At 58.4% G+C, this 23,939-nt stretch carries 23 protein-coding genes and 2 pseudogenes; 19 read left to right on the top strand and 6 right to left on the bottom strand.

Annotated elements, in window-relative coordinates:
* Positions 1–27 precede the first annotated feature (27 nt).
* From JN12_RS09365 to flgM, 8 genes are all read left to right on the top strand, one after another.
* Entirely contained in the window at positions 28–1,071 is a 1,044-nt protein-coding gene (locus tag JN12_RS09365) for a rod shape-determining protein (RefSeq protein WP_145021612.1), read from the top strand.
* A gap of 67 nt (positions 1,072–1,138) precedes the next feature.
* Positions 1,139–2,236 (top strand): glycosyltransferase family 2 protein, encoded by a 1,098-nt coding sequence (locus tag JN12_RS09360; RefSeq protein ID WP_170241883.1) that lies wholly within the window; start codon positions 1,139–1,141, stop codon positions 2,234–2,236.
* Between the two features lie 35 nt (positions 2,237–2,271).
* On the top strand, positions 2,272–2,850 hold the full coding sequence (gmhA, locus tag JN12_RS09355; RefSeq protein WP_145021608.1) for a D-sedoheptulose 7-phosphate isomerase: 579 nt from the start codon (positions 2,272–2,274) through the stop codon (positions 2,848–2,850).
* A gap of 2 nt (positions 2,851–2,852) precedes the next feature.
* Positions 2,853–3,422, top strand: a complete 570-nt coding sequence (gene gmhB, locus JN12_RS09350) for a D-glycero-beta-D-manno-heptose 1,7-bisphosphate 7-phosphatase (protein WP_145021606.1) — start codon at positions 2,853–2,855, stop codon at positions 3,420–3,422.
* Between the two features lie 91 nt (positions 3,423–3,513).
* Positions 3,514–4,413 carry a glucose-1-phosphate thymidylyltransferase RfbA gene (gene rfbA / locus JN12_RS09345; protein WP_145021604.1) on the top strand — a complete coding sequence of 300 codons (900 nt, stop codon included), beginning with the start codon at positions 3,514–3,516 and terminating at the stop codon, positions 4,411–4,413.
* Positions 4,410–4,901, top strand: a complete 492-nt coding sequence (locus JN12_RS09340; RefSeq protein ID WP_246125811.1) for a dTDP-4-dehydrorhamnose 3,5-epimerase family protein — start codon at positions 4,410–4,412, stop codon at positions 4,899–4,901. Before rfbA ends, JN12_RS09340 begins: the two co-directional genes overlap by 4 nt.
* Before the next feature lie 102 nt (positions 4,902–5,003).
* Positions 5,004–5,825 (top strand): rod shape-determining protein MreC, encoded by an 822-nt coding sequence (gene mreC / locus JN12_RS09335; RefSeq protein WP_145021602.1) that lies wholly within the window; start codon positions 5,004–5,006, stop codon positions 5,823–5,825.
* Between the two features lie 113 nt (positions 5,826–5,938).
* Positions 5,939–6,262 (top strand): flagellar biosynthesis anti-sigma factor FlgM, encoded by a 324-nt coding sequence (gene flgM / locus JN12_RS09330; protein ID WP_145021600.1) that lies wholly within the window; start codon positions 5,939–5,941, stop codon positions 6,260–6,262.
* Positions 6,263–6,339: 77 nt separating this feature from the next.
* Here the strand turns inward: flgM and JN12_RS09325 are convergent, their stop codons facing one another.
* Entirely contained in the window at positions 6,340–7,557 is a 1,218-nt protein-coding gene (locus JN12_RS09325) for an ammonium transporter (RefSeq protein WP_145021598.1), read from the bottom strand.
* A 259-nt stretch (positions 7,558–7,816) separates the two neighbouring features.
* Here JN12_RS09325 and JN12_RS09320 point away from each other — a divergent pair, with 259 nt between their 5' ends.
* Together JN12_RS09320 and mutL are read left to right on the top strand one after the other, a co-directional pair.
* Positions 7,817–8,008 (top strand): hypothetical protein, encoded by a 192-nt coding sequence (locus tag JN12_RS09320; RefSeq protein WP_145021596.1) that lies wholly within the window; start codon positions 7,817–7,819, stop codon positions 8,006–8,008.
* Between the two features lie 122 nt (positions 8,009–8,130).
* Entirely contained in the window at positions 8,131–10,002 is a 1,872-nt protein-coding gene (gene mutL / locus JN12_RS09315; protein ID WP_145021594.1) for a DNA mismatch repair endonuclease MutL, read from the top strand.
* Between the two features lie 9 nt (positions 10,003–10,011).
* Here mutL and JN12_RS09310 read toward each other — a convergent pair whose 3' ends face one another.
* The 5 genes and pseudogenes from JN12_RS09310 to JN12_RS20470 all read right to left on the bottom strand — a co-directional run.
* Positions 10,012–10,710 (bottom strand): YkgJ family cysteine cluster protein, encoded by a 699-nt coding sequence (locus tag JN12_RS09310; protein WP_145021591.1) that lies wholly within the window; start codon positions 10,708–10,710, stop codon positions 10,012–10,014.
* A gap of 20 nt (positions 10,711–10,730) precedes the next feature.
* Complete coding sequence (locus JN12_RS09305; RefSeq protein ID WP_145021589.1) at positions 10,731–11,189, bottom strand: acyl-CoA thioesterase; 459 nt, start codon at positions 11,187–11,189, stop codon at positions 10,731–10,733.
* 163 nt (positions 11,190–11,352) lie between these two features.
* Positions 11,353–11,958, bottom strand: coding sequence for a nitroreductase family protein (locus JN12_RS09300; RefSeq protein ID WP_170241882.1), 606 nt, complete (start codon positions 11,956–11,958; stop codon positions 11,353–11,355).
* A gap of 35 nt (positions 11,959–11,993) precedes the next feature.
* A complete protein-coding gene (locus JN12_RS09295) occupies positions 11,994–12,932 on the bottom strand; it encodes a nucleoside recognition domain-containing protein (protein WP_145021586.1) in 939 nt (312 codons plus the stop codon).
* 100 nt (positions 12,933–13,032) lie between these two features.
* Positions 13,033–13,155: pseudogene (locus tag JN12_RS20470) on the bottom strand (transposase); the annotation flags it as partial.
* An 18-nt stretch (positions 13,156–13,173) separates the two neighbouring features.
* Here JN12_RS20470 and JN12_RS09285 point away from each other — a divergent pair.
* The 9 genes and pseudogenes from JN12_RS09285 to JN12_RS09245 all read left to right on the top strand — a co-directional run.
* Positions 13,174–13,290, top strand: a pseudogene (locus JN12_RS09285) (IS3 family transposase); the annotation flags it as partial.
* 79 nt (positions 13,291–13,369) lie between these two features.
* Complete coding sequence (gene prsK / locus JN12_RS09280; protein WP_145021582.1) at positions 13,370–15,418, top strand: XrtA/PEP-CTERM system histidine kinase PrsK; 2,049 nt, start codon at positions 13,370–13,372, stop codon at positions 15,416–15,418.
* Positions 15,419–15,517: 99 nt separating this feature from the next.
* Positions 15,518–16,897: a PEP-CTERM-box response regulator transcription factor gene (prsR, locus tag JN12_RS09275; protein WP_145021580.1), complete on the top strand. Its 1,380-nt coding sequence runs from the start codon at positions 15,518–15,520 to the stop codon at positions 16,895–16,897.
* A 10-nt stretch (positions 16,898–16,907) separates the two neighbouring features.
* Positions 16,908–18,050: an acetoin utilization protein AcuC gene (locus JN12_RS09270; protein ID WP_145021578.1), complete on the top strand. Its 1,143-nt coding sequence runs from the start codon at positions 16,908–16,910 to the stop codon at positions 18,048–18,050.
* A gap of 78 nt (positions 18,051–18,128) precedes the next feature.
* On the top strand, positions 18,129–19,103 hold the full coding sequence (locus JN12_RS09265; protein WP_145021576.1) for a tetratricopeptide repeat protein: 975 nt from the start codon (positions 18,129–18,131) through the stop codon (positions 19,101–19,103).
* A gap of 191 nt (positions 19,104–19,294) precedes the next feature.
* Positions 19,295–19,741: a hypothetical protein gene (locus JN12_RS09260; RefSeq protein ID WP_145021575.1), complete on the top strand. Its 447-nt coding sequence runs from the start codon at positions 19,295–19,297 to the stop codon at positions 19,739–19,741.
* A gap of 57 nt (positions 19,742–19,798) precedes the next feature.
* The gene (locus JN12_RS09255; RefSeq protein WP_407925380.1) at positions 19,799–20,677 is read left to right on the top strand and encodes an ABC transporter ATP-binding protein; all 879 of its coding nucleotides are present in this window, start codon (positions 19,799–19,801) and stop codon (positions 20,675–20,677) included.
* Between the two features lie 111 nt (positions 20,678–20,788).
* On the top strand, positions 20,789–21,748 hold the full coding sequence (locus JN12_RS09250; RefSeq protein WP_145021662.1) for a DmsE family decaheme c-type cytochrome: 960 nt from the start codon (positions 20,789–20,791) through the stop codon (positions 21,746–21,748).
* Between the two features lie 124 nt (positions 21,749–21,872).
* On the top strand, positions 21,873–23,924 hold the full coding sequence (locus JN12_RS09245) for a hypothetical protein (RefSeq protein ID WP_145021574.1): 2,052 nt from the start codon (positions 21,873–21,875) through the stop codon (positions 23,922–23,924).
* The last annotated feature ends 15 nt before the right edge of the window (positions 23,925–23,939 follow it).

Raw genomic sequence — 23,939 nt, 5'->3', positions numbered from 1 at the left:
ACGACTATTAAACATAAAGAGGCGTTCATGCTGAAAATATTCGACTACCTGTTCGGGATGTTCTCCAATGACCTGGCCATCGACCTTGGCACGGCCAATACCCTTGTCTATCTGAAGGGAAAAGGGATCGTCATCCGGGAACCGTCCGTCGTGGCGGTCCAGACAACCAGCAATGGCCAGCAGAGAGCCCTGGCGGTCGGGATGGAGGCCAAGAAGATGCTGGGCCGCACCCCTGGCAACATTACCGCCATCCGGCCGATGAAGGACGGGGTTATTGCCGACTTCGACATCACAGAGGAGATGCTCCGGCATTTCATACACAAGGTCCACAACCGCAAGACCCTGGTTCGTCCCCGGATTGTCATCTGTGTTCCCTCCGGCATCACCCAGGTGGAGAAGCGGGCGGTCAAGGAGTCGGCCGAATCCGCCGGTGCCCGTGAGGTTTACCTGATCGAGGAACCGATGGCCGCGGCCATTGGCGCCGGCCTCCCCATTACCGAGGCATCGGGGAACATGATTGTCGACATCGGTGGCGGCACCACCGAGGTGGCGGTCATCTCCCTTGCCGGCATCGTCTACACCAGATCGGTGCGGGTCGGGGGAGACAAGATGGATGAGGCGATCGTCCAGTACATCAAGCGGAAGTACAATCTGCTCATTGGCGACCAGAAGGCCGAAACGATCAAGATCGAGATTGGCGAGGCCTATTCCGGCGGAGAAGTGCGCACCATGGAGGTGAAGGGACGCGACCTGGTCTCGGGGATACCCAAGACCCAGGAAATCAATTCGGAGGAAATCCGGGAAGCCCTCACCGAACCGGTGAACGCCATTGTCGACGCGGTCAAGGTTTGCCTGGAGCGGACCCCGCCTGAGCTGGCAGCTGACATTGTCGACAAGGGGATCTTTCTGGCTGGCGGCGGCGCACTCCTGCGCAATCTGGATCTGCTGATCCGGGAGGAGACCGGGCTGCCGGTATTCATTTCAGAAGACCCTCTGTCCTGCGTTGTTCTCGGCTCCGGCAAGGCGCTGGACGAGTTGAACCTCCTGAGGAGCGTTGCCGTTTCGTCGTGAGACGGGAATAGCGATCTGAACAAACGGGCTGAAGGGACACCTTTGGCCCTTTTTTTTCCTAATGGCCATGCAGACGACATATACAGGCAGTACCCATAGCGGTGCAGATACGACCGTAACCGTTGACCTGATCATCCCGATCTGGGGGGAGGCCGCTTCGGTGGGGAGCGCACTGGCGAGCCTCGTTGAGAACACGCCCGATGCCCGTTTCATCTTCCTGAACAACGGGTGCGAACGGGAAACCGAGCAGTTGGTGGAGGCCGTTGCCGAGCACCTGGATGACCGCGCGCTCTTCATCTCATTTGAGCGAAATCTGGGGCATGTGCGGGCGATCAATGCCGGCCTGGCCAGGTCCGACGCCGCGCTGCGGGTGATCCTCCACTGCACGACCAGGGTGCGGCCCGGTTGGCTGGATGGGCTTGTGGCCGCTGCATCAGCGGATGATGTCGGCATGGTCGTGCCGGGGAACCTTCTGCAGGCGCATGAAAAAGTCAAAAGCGGAGACGGTTTTGCCGAGCGCGATCATGGCTCGTTCAGCGCCATGCTGGTGAAGGGGGCGCTGTACGACCGGATTGGCGGGTTCGACGAAGATTTGTGGGACGAGGAGTGGTGTCTGCGGGACTACTCCAGGCGGGCCTGGCAGGCCGGGTTTCGCACCGGCGTTGCGCCTCGGGTGGTCGTGGACCTCCTCCCGGTCAAATTCTACGGTTCACCGTCAGCGCGTCAGATGCGCCGGGGTGACGGGAAGGTGCGCTACGAGGAACGGTGGGGGCTTGAGCGGCAGTATTGCTTCTACCTTCCGGCCGACACCCGGTCCGAGACGGTTTCCGCTGTGGCCGAACTGGCCTTGCAGGCGGTTCGGCAGGGGCACGGCTGTACCATACTGGCCCACTCCGGACTGTTCAGGGGGCTGCGGGATGCCGGTTGGACAACCCGCCATGACCGGTTGCGGATCATTCGCCTGCCGGCACTGTTTACCGAGCGGGCTGCCCGACGCAGTGCTAACGATCTGGCTGCGCGGCTTCCTTCGGTCGAATTCGTCACGAATCCTGACGGCATAGCCGTCCCGGGGCAGGATCGCGGTCTGGACTTTGCGGTGTTTGCCGCTGGTATCCGGGAGAACCAGGCAACACGTTTTGCCGGTATTACTGCTGCGCAGGGGTGATTGCCGGGTTTACTGCGGGGAAAGGAGTGCAGCGCGTGAATGAGGAAATCCAGGCCCAGTTGCAGCACCATGGTCAGGTCATTGCGGAAATAGAGCGGACACTCAGCGGTCGGATAGCAGAGGCCGTCGACATGCTGGTCGCGGCTCTGAGCGACGGGAAAAAACTGTTGATCATGGGGAACGGCGGTTCGGCGGCTGACGCCCAGCACTTTGCCGCGGAAATCATTGGTCGCTTCAAGCTTGAGCGGCGGGCGCTCCCTGCCATCGCGCTTACCACTGACAGTTCCATTCTGACTGCGCTCGGGAACGATTACGGTTTTGACCGGATATTCGCCCGCCAGGTGGAAGGGTTGGCCCGGGCAGGTGATGTGGTTGTCGGGATCTCCACCAGCGGCAACTCACCCAATGTCCTTGCTGCCATGGAGAAGGCCAGGGAACTGGGGTGCCGGACGATCGGCCTCCTGGGAAAAGATGGCGGTACCATAAAAGGGGAGGCCGATCTGGCGCTGATCGTACCGAGCGTTGACACGCCACGTATCCAGGAAGGGCATCTCACCATCATCCATATCATCTGTGACTTGGTGGAGAAGCGACTTTTCCCCGGTGAGGAGTGAGAGTGAGGGGTGAGGACCTTCGCCGGGCGGTTTTTCTCGATCGGGATGGCACCATCAACGAGGAGCGTGTGTATCTGCACCGGGTGGAAGAGTTTGCGTTCATTCCCGGGGTTCCCGAAGTGATCCGGGACCTGCGTAGATCCGGCTTTCTCGTTATCGTGGTCACCAACCAGTCGGGCATCGGCCGCGGCTATTACGACGAGGCGGCCCTGGCCCGTCTGCACGCCCATATGGACAGTGAACTGGCACGGGTCGGGGCTGCGATTGATGCCTACTATTTCTGCCCCCATCATCCGGAGCACGGGGTGGGCGACTATCGCAGGGAGTGCGACTGCCGCAAGCCATTGCCCGGCATGCTGCTGACGGCAGCCCGGGAGTGGCATGTTGATCTGGGAGCCTCCTATCTGGTGGGGGACAAGCTTGCCGATGTGGAGGCGGCCCTGGCGGCGGGATGCCGGCCAGTTCTGGTACGGACCGGCTACGGCGTTGTTGAAGCGCTGAAGGTGCCGCCCGGAGTGCCGGTCTGTGACGATCTTCCCGAGGCGGCCCGGATGATAGTTCTGACCGCGTGACAACGGGATTTGCGTTTGACCTGGTCTGGCGGGTATGTTAAAAATCGTACGCGAACCGCATAGTTTTGAAATTATGGAGACGGAGTCTGTCATGACTATTCGCAAGGGGATCATCCTGGCCGGCGGGGCCGGAAGCAGGCTGTATCCCCTGACCCTGGTGGCCAGCAAGCAGTTGCAGCCGGTATACGACAAGCCGATGATCTATTATCCCCTCGCCACCCTGATGACGGCGGGGATCAACGAGATCCTGATCATCTCCACACCCCACGATACGCCGCGTTTCCAGGCCCTCCTCGGGGACGGTTCCCGCTGGGGGATCAAGCTCAGCTACAAGGTCCAGCCCGAGCCAAAGGGGATCGCTCAGGCCTTCATCGTCGGCGAGGAGTTCATAGACGGCGACCCGGTCTGTCTGATCCTAGGCGACAACATCTTCTACGGCAAGATGGGACTCGACCGGCTTGCCACCGATTTCACGGATGGCGCCCTTATCTTCGGTTACTACGTGAACGATCCCGAACGGTATGGCGTGGTGGAGTTCGACAGCCGGGGAAAGGCCATCGGCATCGAGGAAAAGCCGGCGAAGCCGAGGACCAACTATGCGGTACCCGGTCTGTATCTCTATGACAGCTCGGTGGTGCAGCTTGCCAAGGAGATGAAGCCTTCGGCCCGTGGCGAACTGGAGATCACCGACGTTAACCTCGAGTATCTGCGCCGCGGAAAGCTGCGAGTGGAAAAGCTCGGACGGGGAATCGCCTGGCTCGATACCGGAACCCACCAAAGTCTTCTGGAGGCGAGTCATTTCATCGGCACGCTGGAGGCCAGACAAGGGTTGAAGATTGCCTGCCTTGAGGAGATTGCCCTCCGGAAAGGGTACATCAACTGTCAACAGATGGCGGCGATCATCGAAAATACCCCGAAATCGGGGTACCGGGAGTACCTGCAGCGTATTTACCATGAAGCCGATCTCTGCGGTTTGGAGGAGAACTCGTGAAGGGCGCGATAACGACATTTCAAAAAGGGAAGATTCACGATGTGGTGATCCGTCCTTTGACCAAGTACCTGGATGAACGGGGGTGGCTGGCCGAGCTGTTCCGTGCGGACGAAACCGCTCCGGAACAGATGCCGGTCATGGCGTACTTTTCCATGACCCAGCCCGGTGTTGCCCGCGGACCCCACGAACATGTGGATCAGACCGATTATTTCTGCTTTATGGGGCCATCCAATTTCAAGGTCTATCTGTGGGATAGCCGGGAAGATTCGTCGACTTGTGGTGTAAAACAGTTCTTCTATGCCGGTGTTGACAGCCCCCTGATGGTCATTGTCCCTCCGGGAGTGGTCCATGCCTACCGCAACATAGGGATGGAAAACGGTCTGGTGTTCAACGCCCCCAATCGACTTTACGCGGGTGAGGGTAAGCGTAGCCCGGTTGACGAGATTAGGCACGAAGAAGAGTCGGGCTCAACGTTTATTCTCGACTGATCGATTGTTTTACCTCGGGTTCCATCGGTACCCGGGGCAACAGATGCAGCTGCATGGGGGGCGGGAAGGCCCCCCATATCTGTTTTTAGTTCAGGTATTGCCATGTGGGAACAGTTTAAAAAATATCGTATTGTCGTCTTGATCGGCTTCATTTTCCTGGCCGCTCTGATTTTCTACTCCCTGAACCTGAAAAACAAGGAACGGGCAAATCCATTCGAGCGCGCAGTTCTTACCATTACTGCCCCTGTTATCGGTGTTGTTGACCATGTAAACCGCGGCATTATGACTATCTGGAATGATTACATCGATCTGGTGGGGGTTCGTCAGGAAAATCTGCAGCTCAGGGAGACTGTCAAAAGGCTCAACACCAGGCTCATTCAGGACCAGGAGGCAGTGCTGGCAAACGATCGTCTGCAGAAGCTTCTGAATCTGAAAGCCGGGCAGCCCAACGCCATCCTGGCAGCGCATGTCGTCGGCGAGGACAGCTCCCCTTGGTTCAGAACCATTCTGATCGATCGCGGTAGCGTGGATGGTCTTCAGGAGGGAATGCCCGTGATTGCCGCCAATGGTGTTGTCGGTCAGCTCATAAAAGTGGCGGCAGGCAGTTCGCGGGTCCTGCTGGTGACGGACCATGCCAGTTCGATAGCCGGTATTACACAGCGCTCAAGGGGGCGCGGCGTGGTAAAGGGGAAAGGGGATGGTCGTTGTTCAATGGAATTTGCCATGCGGGACGATGATATCAAGGTCGGTGACGTGATTGTCACTTCCGGTGTCGGTCAGATCTTTCCCAAAGGGCTTCCCGTGGGTGAAGTGACCATGGTGCGCAAAGGTGAGTATGGCATCTTTCAGACCATAGAACTCCGGCCGTTTGTGAACACGTCCCGATTGGAAGAGGTGCTCATACTGGTCAAACAGGACAAGTGATTGCGAATTTTATTAAATATATATAATATATATCTGTGTATGATTGACTAAAGTTTTAGGGTGTTGGGCCGAAATAGTATGGCAGCATATGGCGAGAAGGGAGGCGGATCGTTATGAAAATTGATGGGAATTTACCGCAGACCGGACTGCAGGCCCCCCGCACCGAGCGGGTCGAACAGCCACCGCAGGTTGAACCGGATGATAAGAAAGCAGCGAGCAGCACCAAGGCGCAGGTTGAGAAAGACCGACTCGATATTTCCAAGACTGCTGAGCAAATCAGTCAGGCCGTGTCCCAGGGGAAGGAGCAGGAAGCAAGTTTCCGGGCCGATCGGGTGGAGGCTGTGAAGGCGCAGGTTGAGTCGGGGAAATATCAGGTGAACGGCAAGGATGTTGCCCAGAAGATGCTTTCGTTCCTTCAGAATGGCCTGAGCGGATAGTATATCTGCCGGTAACGAGTAAACGAAAAAAGCCCGCGATCGCGGGCTTTTTTCGTTGCAGGTCATTGTTGACTCGGCTAGCGCACGTGCTCTTCCGGATAAGCGCCAATGGAGTGGATGCTCAGGTCGGCGCCGGCAAACTCCTCTTCGTCGCTGAGACGGATACCCGCGGTTTTCGCCAGAATGCCGTAGACCAGGAAGGCATTCGCGAGGGCGAACAGAATGGCGGCAACGGTCCCTATGCACTGTGACAGGAGAGAGACCCCACCCATCCCTCCCAGTTCCTTGAGGCCAAAGAAGCCGGCGGCGATTCCACCCCACGAGCCGATAATCCCATGGAGCGGCCAGACGCCGAGGACATCGTCGATCTTGAGTTTTTCCTGCTCCAACTGAAACCCGTATACGAAGATGAGAGAAGCGATCCCTCCGGTGACGAACGCACCGAGTGGATGCATGACGTCGCTTCCGGCACAGACGGCAATCAGCCCGGCAAGTGCACCGTTGTGGGCAAAACCCGGATCGCACTTACTGATCAGTACTGCGACCAGTATCCCACCAACCATCGCCAGAAGCGAGTTTACGGCAACCAGGCCGGATATCTTGTCCAAGTGGCCGGCGCTCATGACATTGAACCCGAACCAGCCTATCGCCAGCACCCAGGAACCGAGGGCCAGAAAGGGAATGCTGCTGATGGGGATTGGGTGTGATTTCCCCCGGAGGTAGCGACCCATGCGTGGCCCCAGGATCATGACTGCCGGTAGGGCGAGCCAGCCGCCCAGGGAGTGCACGACGACCGATCCTGCATAGTCGTGGAATTCCGCACCGCCGACCCGTTTGCACAGGTCCTGCAGGATTGAGGAGTTCTTGCCCCAGACAAACGATTCGAAGAGAGGATAGGTCACCCCGGCAAAGATAGCGCCGGCCAAGACCTGTGGCCAGAATTTCGCCCGTTCGGCGATCCCGCCGGAGATGATGGCCGGTATGCAGGCGGCAAAGCAGAGCAGGAAGAAGTAGTGCACCAGTTCATATCCCTGGTTGCCCGCCATCAACTGGTCCGCGGGTTTGAGAAAGGAAATGCCGTAGGCGAGGGGAAACCCGATCAGGAAATAGACAACGGTGGAAACTGCCCAGTCGGTGAGGATTTTTACGAAGGCGTTGACCTGGTTCTTCTTGCGTACCGTCCCCACCTCCAGAAAGGCGAATCCGGCATGCATTGCAAAGACCATGACGGCACCGAGCATGAGAAAAAGTACATCCGTGCTGGCGCGCAGCGTTGTCATCATTGACACGTCCATTGCTTACCTCCATTGGTAGCGTCTTTTCCGTCGTTGGAAAATCTGTGAGAGATAAGCAATGACTTTGCCAAGTTGCAACATGCTGAATATATGATAAATTTAGTGGGCGTGGGGATATTGATCCCTTTGTGCTGCTGAATAATTAGGCGTTGGTGGCTAATTATTCGGCCGCCTTTTCAGATCCGGGATTTATTTCTAAAGAATGTTCTTGCAGGGCTCGACAATATTCCTGTAGGCTGCAAATGGGAGGTGTAATGCCATGGAAATCACTTCAGTAGCGAACCAAGCCCTCTATCTGCGCGACCAGATGAACAACTCCCAGCTTGGTGTGGTGGCCCTCAAACAGAGTGCCGATGCGCAGAACCAGGTTGCCACCATGCTGGCCAAGAACTCCGAGAACGTGGCACCCCCTCAACAAAGCGAAAAAGGCGGTTTTTCAACCTACGCGTAGAAGCCTTCTTCGGCAGTCCAACAAGAAACTATTGCAACGTTTGCAGCCTCATGATAAGCCGGAACCTGTGGTTCCGGCTTTTTTTTGTACTTGATTCAGACCCTCATCACCAAGGAGTTAGCGTGGCCGCCCGTATCAGGATACTGCCCGAGTCAATCACGAACAAGATCGCTGCTGGCGAGGTGGTGGAGCGTCCGGCGTCGGTTGTCAAGGAGCTGGTGGAAAATGCCCTGGATGCGGGGAGTACCGATATCGTTGCCGAGATCGAGGGGGGGGGGAAGCGTCTCATCAGGGTGACGGACAACGGTTCCGGGATGTCCGGGGATGATGCCCTCCTGGCGCTGGAGCGACATGCCACGAGCAAAATCGCCAGCGATAGCGACCTGTTCAATCTGGGCACGCTGGGGTTCCGGGGGGAGGCACTTCCTTCCATCGCCTCGGTTTCGCGCTTTACCATTCAGAGCCGTGAGCGGGGAAGCCTGGCCGGAACGGAGATTTACGCCGAGGGGGGGAGGATCAGGGAGGTGAAGGAGTTCGGCATGGCCGAGGGGACCATCATCGCGGTGCGCAACCTCTTTTTCAATACCCCCGCCCGGCTCAAGTTCATGAAAAGCCCTGAGACCGAGGCCGGTCATGTGGGGGAGTTTCTCACCAGACTTGCCCTCTCCAGGTCCGATGTCCGGTTTACCTATCTGAACGACGGTAAAATGGTATTCCGTGCCCTTCCCGGCACACTGCAGAGCCGCGCTGCGGAGCTCTTGGGCAAACGACTGGCCAGTGATCTCTACCATTTCGATTATTGCGACGAATCGGTGTCGGTGCATGGGCTGGTGGGTGGTCCTGCCAGCAGTCGCTCGTCGGCCAGCGCCCTGTACACCTATATCAACGGCCGCTTTGTGCGGGACCGGGTGGTGCAGCATGCCGTTCTTCAGGGGTACCGTCAGGTCCTGGAGCGGGGTCGCTACCCGGTCGTTGTCCTGTTCATCGACCTGCCGCCGGGGGATGTGGACGTCAATGTGCATCCCACCAAGCATGAAGTCCGGTTCCGGGAGCAGGGGCGGGTGCACGACATCATCCTGGGGGGCATTGAGGCTGCCATTCGCTCCGCTCCCTGGCTTGCGGACGGCAGGCGTGAGTCCGGCGACAACGCGTCGGCCTTTGTCGGTCGGGAGATGGTGGCCGGGGTACGGGATGCGCTCCAGAGCTATGCGCAGACACCCCACCGCCAGGAATCTTTTCCACGGGGATGGTCAGGCGGGCAGCCCACTGGCGGCACCATGGAAGCGGTATCCCGGGTGCAGGCGTCTGTAGTTGTCGAACAACGACCGCTCTCTACTCAACAGACCGAAATCGCCGTGACAAATGCAGCGCTGCCGGAACAGCCAGCCAGCGAGGCGGGCCCGGAAGCGGGCTACTTTTCCTCCCTGACCGTCATCGGTCAGTTCAATGCCGCCTATCTCGTCTGCCAGGAAGGGAATGATCTGGTCATGATCGACCAGCATGCGGCCCATGAGCGGGTCGCGTTCGAGCGGCTGCGCGCCGAATATGCCTCGGGTGGGATCGAACGGCAGGGGCTGCTGTTTCCCGAGACCCTGGAGCTTTCGCCTGCCCAGAGTGCGACCGCCCGGGAGCACTCTGAGGAGTTTCTCCGTCTCGGATTCGAGTTGGACCATTTCGGCGGCAATACCTGGTTGCTCAAGGCGGTGCCGCGGCTGATCGCCCGCCTCCCCGCCGATCGGACCGTGCTCGACATGCTGGAGGAATTGCAGGGGATTGGCCGCAGCCGCTCCATGGCCGATCTGGTCGAGGGGTTGCTCGCCACCATCGCCTGTCACAGCGTGGTGCGCGGCCGGCAAAGCCTTTCGGTAATAGAGATCCGGGAGCTCTTCCGGCAGATGGACGCCATCGACTTTGCCACCCGCTGCCCCCATGGCCGCCCGGTCATCGCGACCATGACCCTTGCCGAAATTGAGAAGATGTTCAAACGCACCTGAACGTCCATTTCAGGGCTGCTGCAACCGCATAATCCGGTTGCGGTGTCTTTGCCACCACCCACCCCAGTCAAACCGAGTGAAATCAACCAACAGGGCTGTCGGAATGAAGGTGTCCAGTTCATGGACCACTTCGCCCAGCAGTTGGCCGGTAAACTGACGGCCGAGACGCACCTCTTCACGAAAGAGCCGCTCGAATTCTCCGGCCAGACCGGGCAGCGTCAGCGGGTCGTTGCATCCGGTAAAATTCATGGTGCACCACTCGTCATGCATGATCTCGCCGGAGACGTCGATCAGCGGCAGGCCGTGCAGGCGGCAGGTCATGGGGCGATGGTCGTAGACGAGGCAGGTGCCGTTGTCGGCCAGGAGCAGGCAGGGTGTCTCATCTTCGTCGGACATGAGATCGTTCCACTCCTCTTCCGGCCGCAGATTGAGGATATAGGGCGCTACGAAATCGGGCCAGACTTGATGGAGTCCGGCCAGTCTCGACTCTGCCTCGGCAATCACAGGGCGGCGAAGCTCGTCCGGCAACAGGTCGAAGCCGCTCTTCAGATTCCAGGCATCCAGCAGGGTGATGTCGAACAGGCTGCAGCAGCAGTCGCTGCAGCCGCTGGTGCAGGAGATTTCACCGGGGTGGTGCTCCAGGCAGCCGGCGAACCAGCGGTCCACCTCTCTCAATAGGGCGCCATATGCGGCAAGGGTAGTCTGCATTGTGGACTTTCCTGCTGTGGTTACTCGCCATGGGCCCCGGCTTGCTCCACGACCGTGGCTTCCAGGGAAGAAATGTTTGTTCTCAGCTCTTCCGGCAAGGGAGTCTTCCTGTTCTCCCGGAAATCGAAGGTCACCAGCACCCCTTTCCCCTCTGCTGCGAGCTTGCCCAACCGGTGGCTCACCACACGATATTCCATCGTGAAGCGATCCGCTTCGACCTTCGTGACTTTTGCCCCCACCGAAACGGTGTCGGGATAGGTCAGCGGGATTCTGTATCTGCACTGGGTTGAGGCCAGAACCGTTCCTATCCCGGACTCTTCCATCATCTTCCAGGCCCCGATCTTATCGTAATACGCTATGCGGGCATTCTCGATGTAGCGAAAGTAGACGACATTGTTGACGTGCTGTTGGGCATCCATCTCTCCCCATGCAATCGGAAACTCTACAACAACGGGGAAACCCCTCAGAATCTCATTCATAATCCTCTTCTCTCCTTGGAGCGATTTCAGCATTGTCCGGTTTGGTTCTTGCTTACGTCGCATAGCGACTGAATGCTGGTAGCCGGGGCATTCATGCCCCGGTAAAATGACACCATTTCCCCGCGTCACGTACGTGACGCGATGGATCGTTCATGCCCTAAACCTACAGCAGGATATCCTCCAATGCCCGCCGCTTTCTCGGCAGTGGCGCCTCGGCCGGATAGCCGAGCGGCAGGAGGGCTACGACGTGCAGATTGTCGTCCCAGCCAAAGATCCCCTTTATCGCCGATTCATCAAAGAGCCTGATCCAGCAGCTTCCCAGACCGAAATCGAGGGCGCGCAAAGCGATATGCTCCACCGCAATGGCGACGTTCAAGGCAATGCGGGGGCCGACCTGCTCCAGCGGCATCTCGCTCATCCTGTCCGATGCCTTCAGGATGATCTTGACCACCCGATCTTCGACCGCCCCTATCTTACCGAGGTCTTCGGTGCAGGAGACCATCCCTTCCACGTACCCCCTGATGTCCGCACAGCAGACGAGCACCACCGGCGCAGCCGCGATGAACGGCTGGTCAAAGGCCGCCTGTGCCAGTTTTCCTTTCGTGTCACTGTCCTTGACGATCTTGAAGCGCCACGGTTGGGCGTTGCAACCGGAAGGTGCCAGTCTGGCGGCATCCAGAAGTTCTGCCAGCAGTTCATCCGGGACCGGCTCCGGTTTGAACTTGCGGATACTGCGCCGCTCTTCGATTGCTTCCTTGGTGGTCAGCATGCCCATACCTCGCGATAGGATTATTTTCACACGTCTCAGAACATCAACAGGTGCAGCACGCCGCGAATCAGTATCCCTGCCACCACACCGGCGATGGCCGGGCGGACCACGGAGGCGCAGCGGTTGCCGGCCGAGATCAGCACGGCGACCCCGACCAGGTCGCAGGGATTGGTGATGAATCCCGCCATCCGGTTCAGCTCCCGGGTGGTGATGGCCCCTTCCTTCAGCAGGTTGAGGGTGACCCCCATCATGGCAGTGCCGCCGGCCAGGTACTTTGTGGCCAGCGGCAGCACGGCAACGGGCGGAAAGCCGATCAGGCGGAACAGGGGGGTCAGCAGGGTCTCCAGCAGGGCAATGGCGCCGGTGGCCTTCAGGATGTTCACCAGGAAGATGGCCAGGATCAGAATCGGGATCGTGCCGAGGATGACCTGGATCGCTTCCTGGCCGCCGACGATCAGGAGGTTGAGGGTCGTGGTCCGGCGGCATTTTTCCGGATCGGGAACGATGCCGGCTTCAGGGGGGCTGGCGTCGTCGGCCGACCGGGCAAACAGGTAGTAGGTCAGCGCGGCCGCTGCCAGCCCTCCGACGATGGAGGTCAGCATGATAGCGCCCAGGTTCAGCCCCACGGCCACCATGGGGAACACCACGTTGGCTTGGGACAGGGTCAGGACCATGGCCAGGGTGGCGGCGATCTGCCGTTTCGAGGTTCCGTCCTTCTCCATGATCGCCAGGGTGGCAAGGGGCGCGGCGAAGCTGACCAGCAGCATCTGCACGATGGCAAAGGCACCGGTGCCGGGAATGCCGAAACGCCGCAGAAATGGCCGCAGCAGCTTGGCGACCAGAGCCAGAATACCACGGGCCTCGACCACCTTCATGATCCCCATCATGATGACCAGCACCGGCATCAGTACGTAAAGCGCGAGGTCGAGGCCGGCTTTGCCGGATGCCAGCATGATTTTGACCAACTCTTCCACTCGTTACCTCTAGGTCACGTCAGTCGCCCAGGCGCTTAGAACGACCAGGTTATCATCAGAGCCTTCTGGTATCCACCTTCTTTATAAGGTCGTTCGCCTTTTAGTTGAAGCACCTCGGGTTGAGGAGGCCACAGTGCTGATGGATTTTCAGCAAAAAGTAAGCAATATCCCGATACCCATAGGCCATACGTTTTAACCGCTTGACCTTGTTGTTGATCCCCTCAGTTCGGTATGATGACACAAGGGTAACTGCCACGACAATGCCCCGATGGAGAGTTTCCGGGGGATTCTGAAGACTGAATTGGTTCATCACAAACGATTTGACACCGGACAAGAGGCGATGCAGGAGATCAGGGAGTCATAGGGTACGTACACTGTGATAGACTCCATTTTGTGGTTGCACTGCCCGGGAATTGTACTATAAAGCATATCCTAACATGGACTTTCCGCTAGTGACAGGCATCGCTGCAATTATTGTCTCAATGACGTATGCGTGCTGGAATGCTTACAGCCGTAGGAGTCCTGTCGCCGACAGCTTGCTTTCTTTTGCCCTTGGCATGATAGCCGTTCTGGACGGGTTCAACCTGTTGTCATTGAATTTTTCCGGCAGCGGGGTTGGCTGGGGACGCTGGGCGCTTTTTGCCGAGGCAGTATTACCCCTGACTTGGCTGCTTGCCAGCTCAACCCATACCCGGCAGGGGGGGCTGCGCAACATCTCCCGCCTACAGTGGGGGCTGCTGCTCCTGTCCCTCTGTTTCCCCCTGGCTGCATGGCTATTCCCGCTTACCAGCTTTTTCTACGCCCCTGACTTTCCCTTTGAACAGGTGGTATTTCTCGCGCCGGTCGGTTTCGCGTTTTACATCGGGATCATGGTTTATCTGGTTATCTCGCTGGTCAATCTGGAGACCACCCTGGCCAATGCAACGCCTGCTGAACTGTGGAAGATTAAATTCGAGACAATAGGGGTCGGCATCATCCTGGCGGTTTATGCGCTTTACTACAGCCAGGCACTCCTCTTTCGCACCATAAACATGCATTTTATCGTGATTCGTTCCTTTTTTATGATCCTGGCAGTAGGGATGATGTCCTATGGCAGGTTGCGGCAGCGGGAAGGGGTAAAAATCCGTGTTTCCCGACAGGTGGCATTCAAGTCGGTAATTCTCATTGCCGTTGGCATCTACCTGGTCCTGATCGGTCTCCTTGGCGAAGGAATGCGTTATTTCGGCGCGGAGTTTCAGCGCTCCGTGACCATCGGCTTCATCCTCTCCACCGGGATAGCCCTGCTGATTCTCTTCCTTTCCGGAAAGGTCCGTCGGGAGATCAGGGTCTTTCTCCACAAAAACTTTTATCAGAGCAAGTACGATTACCGGGTCCAGTGGCTTCAGTTTACCGAGCGGCTGGCAAGCCGCCAGAGTGAGGCGGACCTCCAACAGGTGATCCTTTCTGCCTACTGTGACGCCTTCGGGATTCAGTCCGCCGCCCTCTATCTCCTCGATCCTGATCTGGAAACTTATGTGAATACGGCCGGTTATGAAATGGAAGCGCTGTCGGAAACGTTTGGGCATGATGACCCGCTGGTCCGCTATATCGCCGGCCGGGGATGGGTGTTTCGCCATACCGACAATTTTCTTGAAGTGCCGGCGAAGACCCGGTCGTTTCTGGAACGATACCGGGTTTCCTTTGTTGTTCCTCTGTTGTCAGGCGAGCAGTTGGAAGGGTTCATCGTTCTCGGCAGGCAGGTCAATCCGAATGAGACCGTAATGTACGAGGACTTCGATCTGATGAAGACCATCGCCCGCCAGGCCACGTTCGCCCTGCGCAACCAGCGGCTGTCCGACCAGCTTACCCGGTCGCGGGAGATGGAGGCGATCGGCAATATCGCGACCTTCGTCATCCACGACCTGAAAAATCATGTGGCCGGTCTTTCCCTCATGGTTGACAACGCCCGTCATTACATCGATAATCCCGATTTCCAGCAGGATATGCTCCGCTCTCTCGACAACACGGTGAACAAGATGCAGGGGCTGATCGGCCGGCTGAAGAACCTGGGTGAGAAGGAACTGCTCAATCTGCAGCCGGTAGATCTGAAGACCGTGGTTCGCAGGGCAATGGCATTCCTGCCGGCCGATCGGGTGACCGTCGGGGGCGAGCCGCTGGTGGTCAAGGTCGATGCCGAGGAGTTGCAGAAGGTGCTTCTGAATCTCCTGCTTAATGCCGTGGAGGCCTCGCCGGACGGGAGCCAAGTTGCCGTCGAAGTGGCGATGGTCGGAGCACCCCACATCAGGGTCGTCGATCATGGAAGCGGGATGTCTGCAGACTACGTACGCCGGGAGCTCTTTAAGCCGTTTGCCACTACCAAGAAGAAAGGGCTGGGCATCGGGCTCTACCAGTCGCGGCAGATCGTGGAGGCCCATGGCGGGAGGCTGGAGGTACAGAGCGAGGTGGGGAAGGGGACTGTTTTCACCGTGTGGCTTAAAAAGCCGTGACTGGTAACTGGTAACTCGTTACTGGTTAAAGACGTTTACCGGTTCCTGGTTAAAGGCATTTTCGAGTCACTGGTTACGAGTCACGGGGTTCAAATTACTATGGAAAAGCTTCTGATTGTCGACGATAACGAGGAGATCCGCCAGCAGCTGAAATGGGGACTTGCTCGCGACTACTCCATACTGCTGGCCGCTGATGGCCGGGACGGCATGGTCCAGTTTCGCAAACAGCAGCCCAAGGTGGTCATTCTCGATCTCGGGTTGCCTCCCCACGAGGACAGTTCCGAGGAAGGATTCCGCTGCCTTGCCGAGATGCTGGCCGAGAACCCGGAAGCCAAGGTCGTTGTCATGACCGGCAACAGCGAGCGGGACAATGCGCTGCAAGCCATCCAGACCGGAGCCTATGACTTCTACCCGAAACCGCCGGTTCTGGATGAGTTGAAAGTGATCATCGCCCGGGCCTTTCATCTTGCCAATATCGAGGAGCAGAACCGCCAGTTGCGCCATTTGTCGGAGTCCAAGGCGGTCGGCATGGGGGGGATGGTCGGTCAGTGTCCGGAGATGCAGGCGGTCTTTACCTCGATCCGCAAGGTCTCTACCACGGATGTGCCGGTGCTCATCACCGGTGAGAGCGGAACCGGCAAGGAACTGGTTGCCAGGGCCATTCACGAGACGAGCCTTCGCAAAGGCAGCCCGTTCGTGCCGATCAACTGTGGGGCGATTCCGGAGAACCTCCTGGAGTCCGAGCTCTTCGGTCACGAGAAGGGGGCCTTCACCGGCGCGCACTCCATGGTGATGGGCAAGATCCAGTATGCCCACAAGGGAACACTCTTTCTGGACGAACTGGGCGAACTGCCGGCGAATCTCCAGGTGAAGCTGCTCCGGTTTCTCCAGGACGGCATCATCCAGCGGGTCGGGGGCCGGGAGAATATCGCGGTGGACGTCCGGATCGTCTGTGCCACCAACGTGGAGATCGAGCGGGCGATCCGGGAGGGTAAGCTCAGGGAGGACCTGTATTACCGGGTCGGGGTGGTCACCATTAATCTTCTGCCGCTCAGGGACCGGAAGGGGGATCGCCTCCTGTTGGCCAACTACTTCCTCAACCTCTTCAGCGACGAATACAAGAAACGTATCCGCCGTTTCAACGCTGCCGCCATTGAGCAGATCGAGGTGTATGACTGGCCCGGCAATGTGCGCGAGATGCGCAACCGGATCCAGCGCGCCGTGATCATGAGTGAAGGCGGAGCCATCGAGCCGGTTGATCTCGGTTTCACGCCGGAAGCAGAGCCCGTTGCAGATCAGTCCCCGGCCGAGGCCGTGACCCTTCGTGATGCCCGGGAGCGCCTGGAAAAAAACATGATCACTGCGGCCCTTGAGCGCAATGAAGGTAACGTGCTGAAGGCTGCCGAGGAGTTGGGGGTGAGCCGGCCCACTCTCTACGACCTGCTGAAGAAATATGGCATAATGCTTCCCTCCCACTGATGAGGTGACCGTGCCGGCCAGAACTGCCCTCATCTATTCGCCGGAGTTCAGCGCGTATACGTACGGTGATCACCATCCCTTCCAGGTGCAGCGGTTTCGCCTGGCTTATGATCTGATTGCGGCCTACGGCCTGGACCGGCTCCCGAACAGTACGATTCATCCAGGTGGTGAAATCGACGAAGAGCTGCTCCTCTCCTTCCATGCGCCGGCATACCTGGCAAGGATGCGGGAGTTCAACGACTCTGCCGGGTCGCGGGCAGACTTCCTCTATGGCCTTGGGGATAGCGAGAATCCCGTGTTCCCAGGATTTTACGACTGGGCGCGACGCAGCACCGCTGCCACCGTTGAGGCGGCCCGGCTGGTGACTGAGGAGGGGTACGCCACCGCCTTCAATCTGGCCGGCGGCTGGCACCATGCTCACCGGGCCAGGGCTTCCGGCTTTTCCTATCTGAACGATGCGGTTATTGCCATCAATACGCTGCTGGCCAAAGGGCTGCGCGTGGCCTATCTGGATCTGGATGCCCACCATGGCGACGGTGTGCAGGAAGCGTACTACGACACCGACCGGGTCCTGACCATCTCGATCCATGAAAGCGGCATCTATTTCTTCCCCGGTACCGGTTTCGAGGACGAGATCGGCACCGGCCGCGGACGGGGCTATTCGGTGAACGTGCCGCTTCTGGCCCATGTGGACGATGCGCTGTTCATGAAGGCCTTTGACGAGGTGGCCTATCCCCTGATCGCCGCCTTTGATCCGGACGTGCTGGTGACCCAATTGGGGGCCGATACCTTCCGCACCGATCCGTTGACCCGGTTGGAGATCACCACCCACAGCTACGGGTACATCCTGAGAAAGCTCAAGGCACTTCGCATTCCCTGGGTGGCAATGGGGGGCGGCGGTTATGATCTGATGAATGTGGCCCGCGCCTGGACCCTTGCCTGGGCGGTGATGAACGGGGAGGAGCTGTCGCCCCGGCTGCCGGCACTGTTCGTGACGATGATCCGGTCACTTGGCTATCCGCACAACTCGCTCTTGGATGCCATGCACTGGGCCGAAGAGGATGAGCGGAATCGTGCCCTGGATGCAGTGGAAAAAAGCATTGCGACGATCCGGAAAAGGATCTTTCCGGTCATCATCGGCCCTTATGGGTGATGTGGGGATTTACAAGATGGTTGGCGTCAGCGCCGGCATCAATACCTTTCCTGATCGTGAAGAGGAGCTGAGAGAGAAATGACGGACACGAAACGCGAAACGTTTCCCATCCGGGGAATACGCTACTACACGCCAACGGCGACTGCCCTCCTGGTGGCCAGGGACGGGAACGTGAGCATCCCCTACGGCGGAATTCCGATTCCGCTCCTGGAAGAGGATTTTGCGTCACTCGCCGAGGCTGCTCCCTCGTACGATGCCGTTGGCCGCGGGATCTATCAGGCACTGAGGACCAATCCCGATCTGCCGTTTGCCGAGCGCTACGCCTCCATCCTCAAGGAGGGGTATCCCCATATCATCGCCGAACTGGGAACCCACATCATCATGCTGGACAAGAAGGATGTTGAAGTGAGTTATCTCGACCGGAAGATCATCGCCCTCCGGATTCTGGCTCTGCTGGAGCCTGACAATCCGCATCTTCCGTTTCAGGTGGGGGCTGCTCTTTTCGATCGGGGTCTGCGTCTGTCCGGACTGACCGATTCCACAGTGGTCATCTATCAAGCGGAGCGGTACCTGCAGACCGCCCGGCGGCTCGATCCCGGGAATGCGGAACTGTTGAACCTGCTCGGCCACGTGCTCTATTGTCTGGGAAAATACGAAGATGCCGCCATCTGCTGGCGTGGTATACTTTCGCAACTGTCAGAGGCGGAGCGGTCACAACTCGAGTTCCGTCTGGCAAGGATGGAGGGGGGCGAGTTTCCCAGGGTAGCGGTGGTTGATTACCTTGAGGCGGCCGGCATCGCCTTTGATGCCTATGAGCGCCACGAGTACGACGAGGCGGCTGCCATCCTCCGTGACATCCTGGATGATCAGGTCTTCCGCACTGAGTTTCCGGTGGCCGAGCTCAGCTTTGTCCTCGGTTCCTGTTACTCCCGGCTTGCCATGCCACGCGATGCCGAGTATTATCTGCGCCACGCCCTGGAACTCCGGCCGGATTACGATGAGGCCGGGAAGGCCCTGGCCGAGTTGCAACGGAGTGTGGTTTTTCCGCTCTGACAGGGGCATGGCCGAGGAGGCGGATCGATGTTCGGATTCAGTATTGCCGATTGGATATTTATCGCCGGAGTCATGGTGGTGATTGCTGTTTGTGTGGCGATCAGTGACATGCGGAAGAAACGGTAAAGAATGTTCAACGTCTAATGTTTGAGGTCCTTAACTTTGAACATTGAACATTTTTTGGAGTATTGATGACCGAGATCGATGAAACCGAAGAACGCCGTCCTCTGGGGCTGACGCTTTTGACCGGGTTGTATCTCTTTTTCTTCCTGGTCTCCGCGTCCACCTTTGGCAACCCGTACCCGTACCTCGGCACCATTTATACCGGTTTTCCCGCCAAGATGCTGGCCTTTACCGATGCCATCATCTGCCTCTACCTGTTCCTCGGGATCACCAAACGGCAGCGTCTTACCTGGTATCTGCTGATCGGCTACAATCTGTTCCAAGTGGCGAACATCATTGCCAACCTGAGCCTGATCAAGATGGCAGACCTGGAACGGGAACTGGGGGCGCGGGTCAGCCAGGAGGCATTGTGGACCAACAACGTGGCTGCAGCCCTGGCCATCCTGCTGTTGACCCAGTTCATCTACCGACACCGGGACGACTATTTCACCAATCGGCACGGGTACCTCTTTTAGAGGTGAAGAGTGAGGGGCAAAGGAACCTTATGATAACCATGACTGGAGCCGTGCGACGTGGCCAATAATCCGGAAATAGAGTATAACGGCAGCAGTGGCGGCTTCCTGGCCAAGATCGTGCACGGCCTGACACGTCCCATCTTCGGCAATTCCGATGACGAAGCCAACTGCATCAATCTTTCCGAGACCCACGGAGTCTCCATCCGGGTCGAAAAGCTGAACAAATCCTTTGGCGACAACCATGTCCTGAAGGATATCGATCTGGAGATCAAAAGCGGCGAGACGTTTTCCATTATCGGCCCGTCCGGGACCGGCAAGAGCGTCCTTCTCAAGCATATCGTCAAACTGGTGGCCCCGGACAGCGGAGAAATCTATATCGACGGGCACCCCATCTTCAGCCAGCTCAACGGCGAGAAGCCCTCCTATCGCTACAGCATGGTGTTCCAGTCATCGGCCCTGTTCAATTCGCTCACCGTCGGGGAGAACGTGGGGCTCTGGCTGCGGGAAAAGCGCGTCTGCAAGGAGCAGCGGATCCGCCAGATCATTGCCGAAAAACTGACCCTGGTCGGACTGGAGGGTAAAGAGGGGCTACGTACTGCCGAGCTCTCCGGCGGTATGAAAAAGCGGGTTGCCATTGCCCGTTCCCTGGCCATGAACCCGGACCTGATCCTGTATGACGAGCCGACAGCCGAACTCGACCCGATCAATACCGATGAACTGGCCAATACTATTCTGAAGCTGAAAGAAACCACCCGGAACACGACGGTCATTGTTACCCACGATCTGAACTTTGCGCTCTATATCTCCGACCGGATCGCCATGATTTCCGGCGGTCGGATCGAAGAAGTGGGAACGCCGTCCGAGATAAAAGCGAGCCAGAATCCAGTGGTGAAGGGATTCATCTATACCACCACCAAGGGGATCAAAGGGGAGTAAAAGTTGTTCAATGTTCGAAGTTCGATGTAGACAATTTAACCTCGAACATCGAACATCGGACATCTCAAGGAGGAAACATTGGTGCAGCGGCACGTATTGCAGGCAGGATTCATGGCACTCGTCTCCCTCGGTCTCCTTGCCTGCAGCGAACTGAAGCAGAGCAGGCCGATCCTGCCGGTCCGCGAGTACGAACGGCTGATTGTGGGGCGCCTGGACGCCGAGTACGTTGGGACCGAAAACTGTGTCTCCAAATGCCACAAGCATGACAAGCTCACCGAAGATTTTCTCCACAGCGTCCATGGTGAGCAACTCACCCCGGAGACCGGGTTGCCGCTGGTGAATTGCGAGTCGTGCCACGGACCGGGCAGCCTGGCCATCGAAAAAATCGACGAACAGATCAAGAGTGTCGGCGAGGCCAAGGCAAAGTGCGATACCTCCAAGTTTCTGGACATCATGCATCTGCCTCCCCAGGCCCAGTCCCTGATCTGTCTTAAATGCCATTCCGCGGCATCCATCCCGACCATCGCTCACTGGAACGCCTCCCCCCATGCGCTTAACGACGTCAGCTGTTTCGACTGCCACAAGCTTCATCAAGGGCCACGCCAGAAGGTCTCCCGCGACGAAATGTCAGAGCTCTGCTATTCCTGCCATCCCGAAGTGAAGGCCCAGAACAACCTCATGTCCCATCATCCCTTGCGGGAAAAGAAGATGGCCTGCGTCGACTGTCATGATGCCCACGGCTCGACGCAGGATAAACTGCTCAAGGGGAGTACCCCCAAGGAGACCTGTACCCGTTGCCATATGGAAAAGCAGGGGCCTTTTGTCTTCGAACATGGGGATGTCACCGAGAATTGCGCCAATTGCCATGCGCCCCATGGCTCGGTGAGCCCGCCCCTGTTGAACGCATCCATGCCGTTTCTCTGTCTCCAGTGCCATAACGCACACACGGTCGACAGTGCATCCGGCGTCAGGCAGCTCTTTGTCAACCGCTGCACCGACTGCCACTCTCAGGTCCACGGCTCCGATCTCCCCTCCCCGGGGGTAACCGGTGGCGGGACCCTGCGTCAGTGAGGTGAGCATGCCGTCCAAAAGAAATTCAGAGCGTAGTCCGCTGTTTGTCGGGAGAGTTTGTGCACTGCTGCTGTCTTTGCTGCCGGCGCTTGTAATTCACACCCCTCGTCCGGCTGCGGCGGCCATGGCACAGACCTCTGCACTGCCTGACAGGGAATCGGTCCTCGAAATTGCCGAAGATGAAGATGAGGAGGTGGGCATCGACCAGGGAGAAACGCCCCCCGAGGCCAGTAATACACCCCGACATACCCAGTTGGATGGTCTCATCGGCTACCGTGTTTTCTCACGGGACGGCTACGGTGGACGTGCCGCCCCCTATGAAGACCTGCATCCGGGTCCCACCGGCGGACTTCTGTTCAACAACCTCGACCGGAAGCTCAAATATTCCCTGGAAGGGACCTACACAAGTGAGAAGGATTATCTGGGCGACTTCCTGTTCGACCGGAACGGCGATTATCGCTTTCATCTGCGGACCGAATCGCTTTGGCACAACCTTGACCAAAAACCGCTTTTCTCGCCCGAGTTCAAGTTAGGCCGGGCCGATTCTACCTCTCTGGCCGATTATGTCGCCTCGCCCGATCCGACAGCCGCCTACGGCCTGCGGGTGGAGCAGGACCAGGCCCGGGCCAGGATCAAGATCCACGAATGGCCGCTCCATCTGAATCTGGGGTATTGGCGGCTCCTGCGGGAAGGGACGGCCCAGCTTCGTTATGCCGATCACGCCTTTGAAGGACCTACCAATACCGTCTATGGCCGGTCGCACACCGTCAACCGGGAGACCCATGAAGGGGAGGCCGGTTTCGATGCCCACCTCGGGCCGATAGATCTGATCTATTCGTTCCTGATCCGGGAATTCAGGGACAATGCGGGAATTCCGCGCGATTCCTTCATTGCCCGGCCTGATACGACCGGTGCGCTGGTACGGGGGGCGGGGCTGCAGCAGCACAATGAAGCTCCGGACAGCCGCTTCCTGGCCCATACGGTCAAGGCCCACACGTCGCTGTCAGGCGGACTGGTTGGTGCCGCATCCTACACCTACGGCAAGCGCCGGAACCGATCGGCCCTGACCGACATCCACGGGGCGAACGGCGTATCCCAGGTGCTGAACAATGTTGCCGGTGATCTCACCTATACCCCTTGCAAGGAGTTTACGCTGGCGGTCAAGTACCGTAGGCAGGAGATCGACAGCGACACGCCGTCAACGATCACCAGCTCTTTTGCCCTGCCGTCCACAACGATCCCGGTGCGCCATCCCATCGATACCCGTAAGGACGTGCTGACCTCTACCCTGACGATCCATCCGACCCCCCTGGTAACGATCAAGGGGGAATACCGTGGTCTGTTTGTCAACCGGGATCTTGTCCGTGATCCTGACATTGCAGTCGGGTGGAAGCTTCCTGAAAACTCCAGGACCCATCGGGGGAGCGTGGCGTTCCTGAGCCGGCCGGTCAAGGGGCTGCGGCTCAAGGCACAATACAGCTATATGGCGGTTGATAACCCGTCCTATGACACATCCCCTGACGAGCGCCACGACGGCGAACTGCTGGTGGCCTATACCATGCCTAACCGGTGGGGGGCTAACGCCAATTACCAGGCCCGGAGAGAGAGCCGGGGAGAGATCGGCCGGACCGAACTGTTTGCGCAGGTTACTCCTCAGCAGACGTTACAGTTTACGACCCGCCCCTTTCAGACGCTTCTTGCCCGCGAGCAGGCTTCAGACACGGTTACGATCAGCATGTGGTTCGTGCCGATCGAACGGGTGACCCTTTCCGGCGGCTATGCCCTGCTCAGAAGCCGGGCCGAACAGGGGGTTCTTCTGACATCAGTGAGTACGGCTCAGGCACCATTGACGCAGGATACAGCCAGCTATACCAGCCAGGCCCAGGTGTGGTCCCTCGGGGCCGGTTACCGGCCGGTCGACCAGCTTGACCTGTCCCTGCAACTGCAGCATATCCGTTCCCTGGCGGATTTTTCTCCCGTGAACAGTGCCGGTATCGGCGAGATATCCAGGAGTTCCACCGAGGAGAGCAGTCTGGCTGCCCGCGCCGATTATCGGTTCACCAGGAACTTTTCTTGCACTCTGCACTATGGCCTGCGTGATTACAACGACAGGGTCTCGACACGTTACGAAGGCACGGTGCACTCCGTGACCGCCTTTCTGACCGCCACCTGGTGACGGCTCAACGGTTCC

The organism is Geobacter argillaceus, from assembly GCF_007830735.1.
Taxonomy (GTDB): Bacteria; Desulfobacterota; Desulfuromonadia; order Geobacterales; family DSM-12255; genus Geomobilibacter; species Geomobilibacter argillaceus.
Note: the sequence above shows the minus strand (reverse complement) of the source record. Positions and strands in the feature narration are given on the sequence as shown.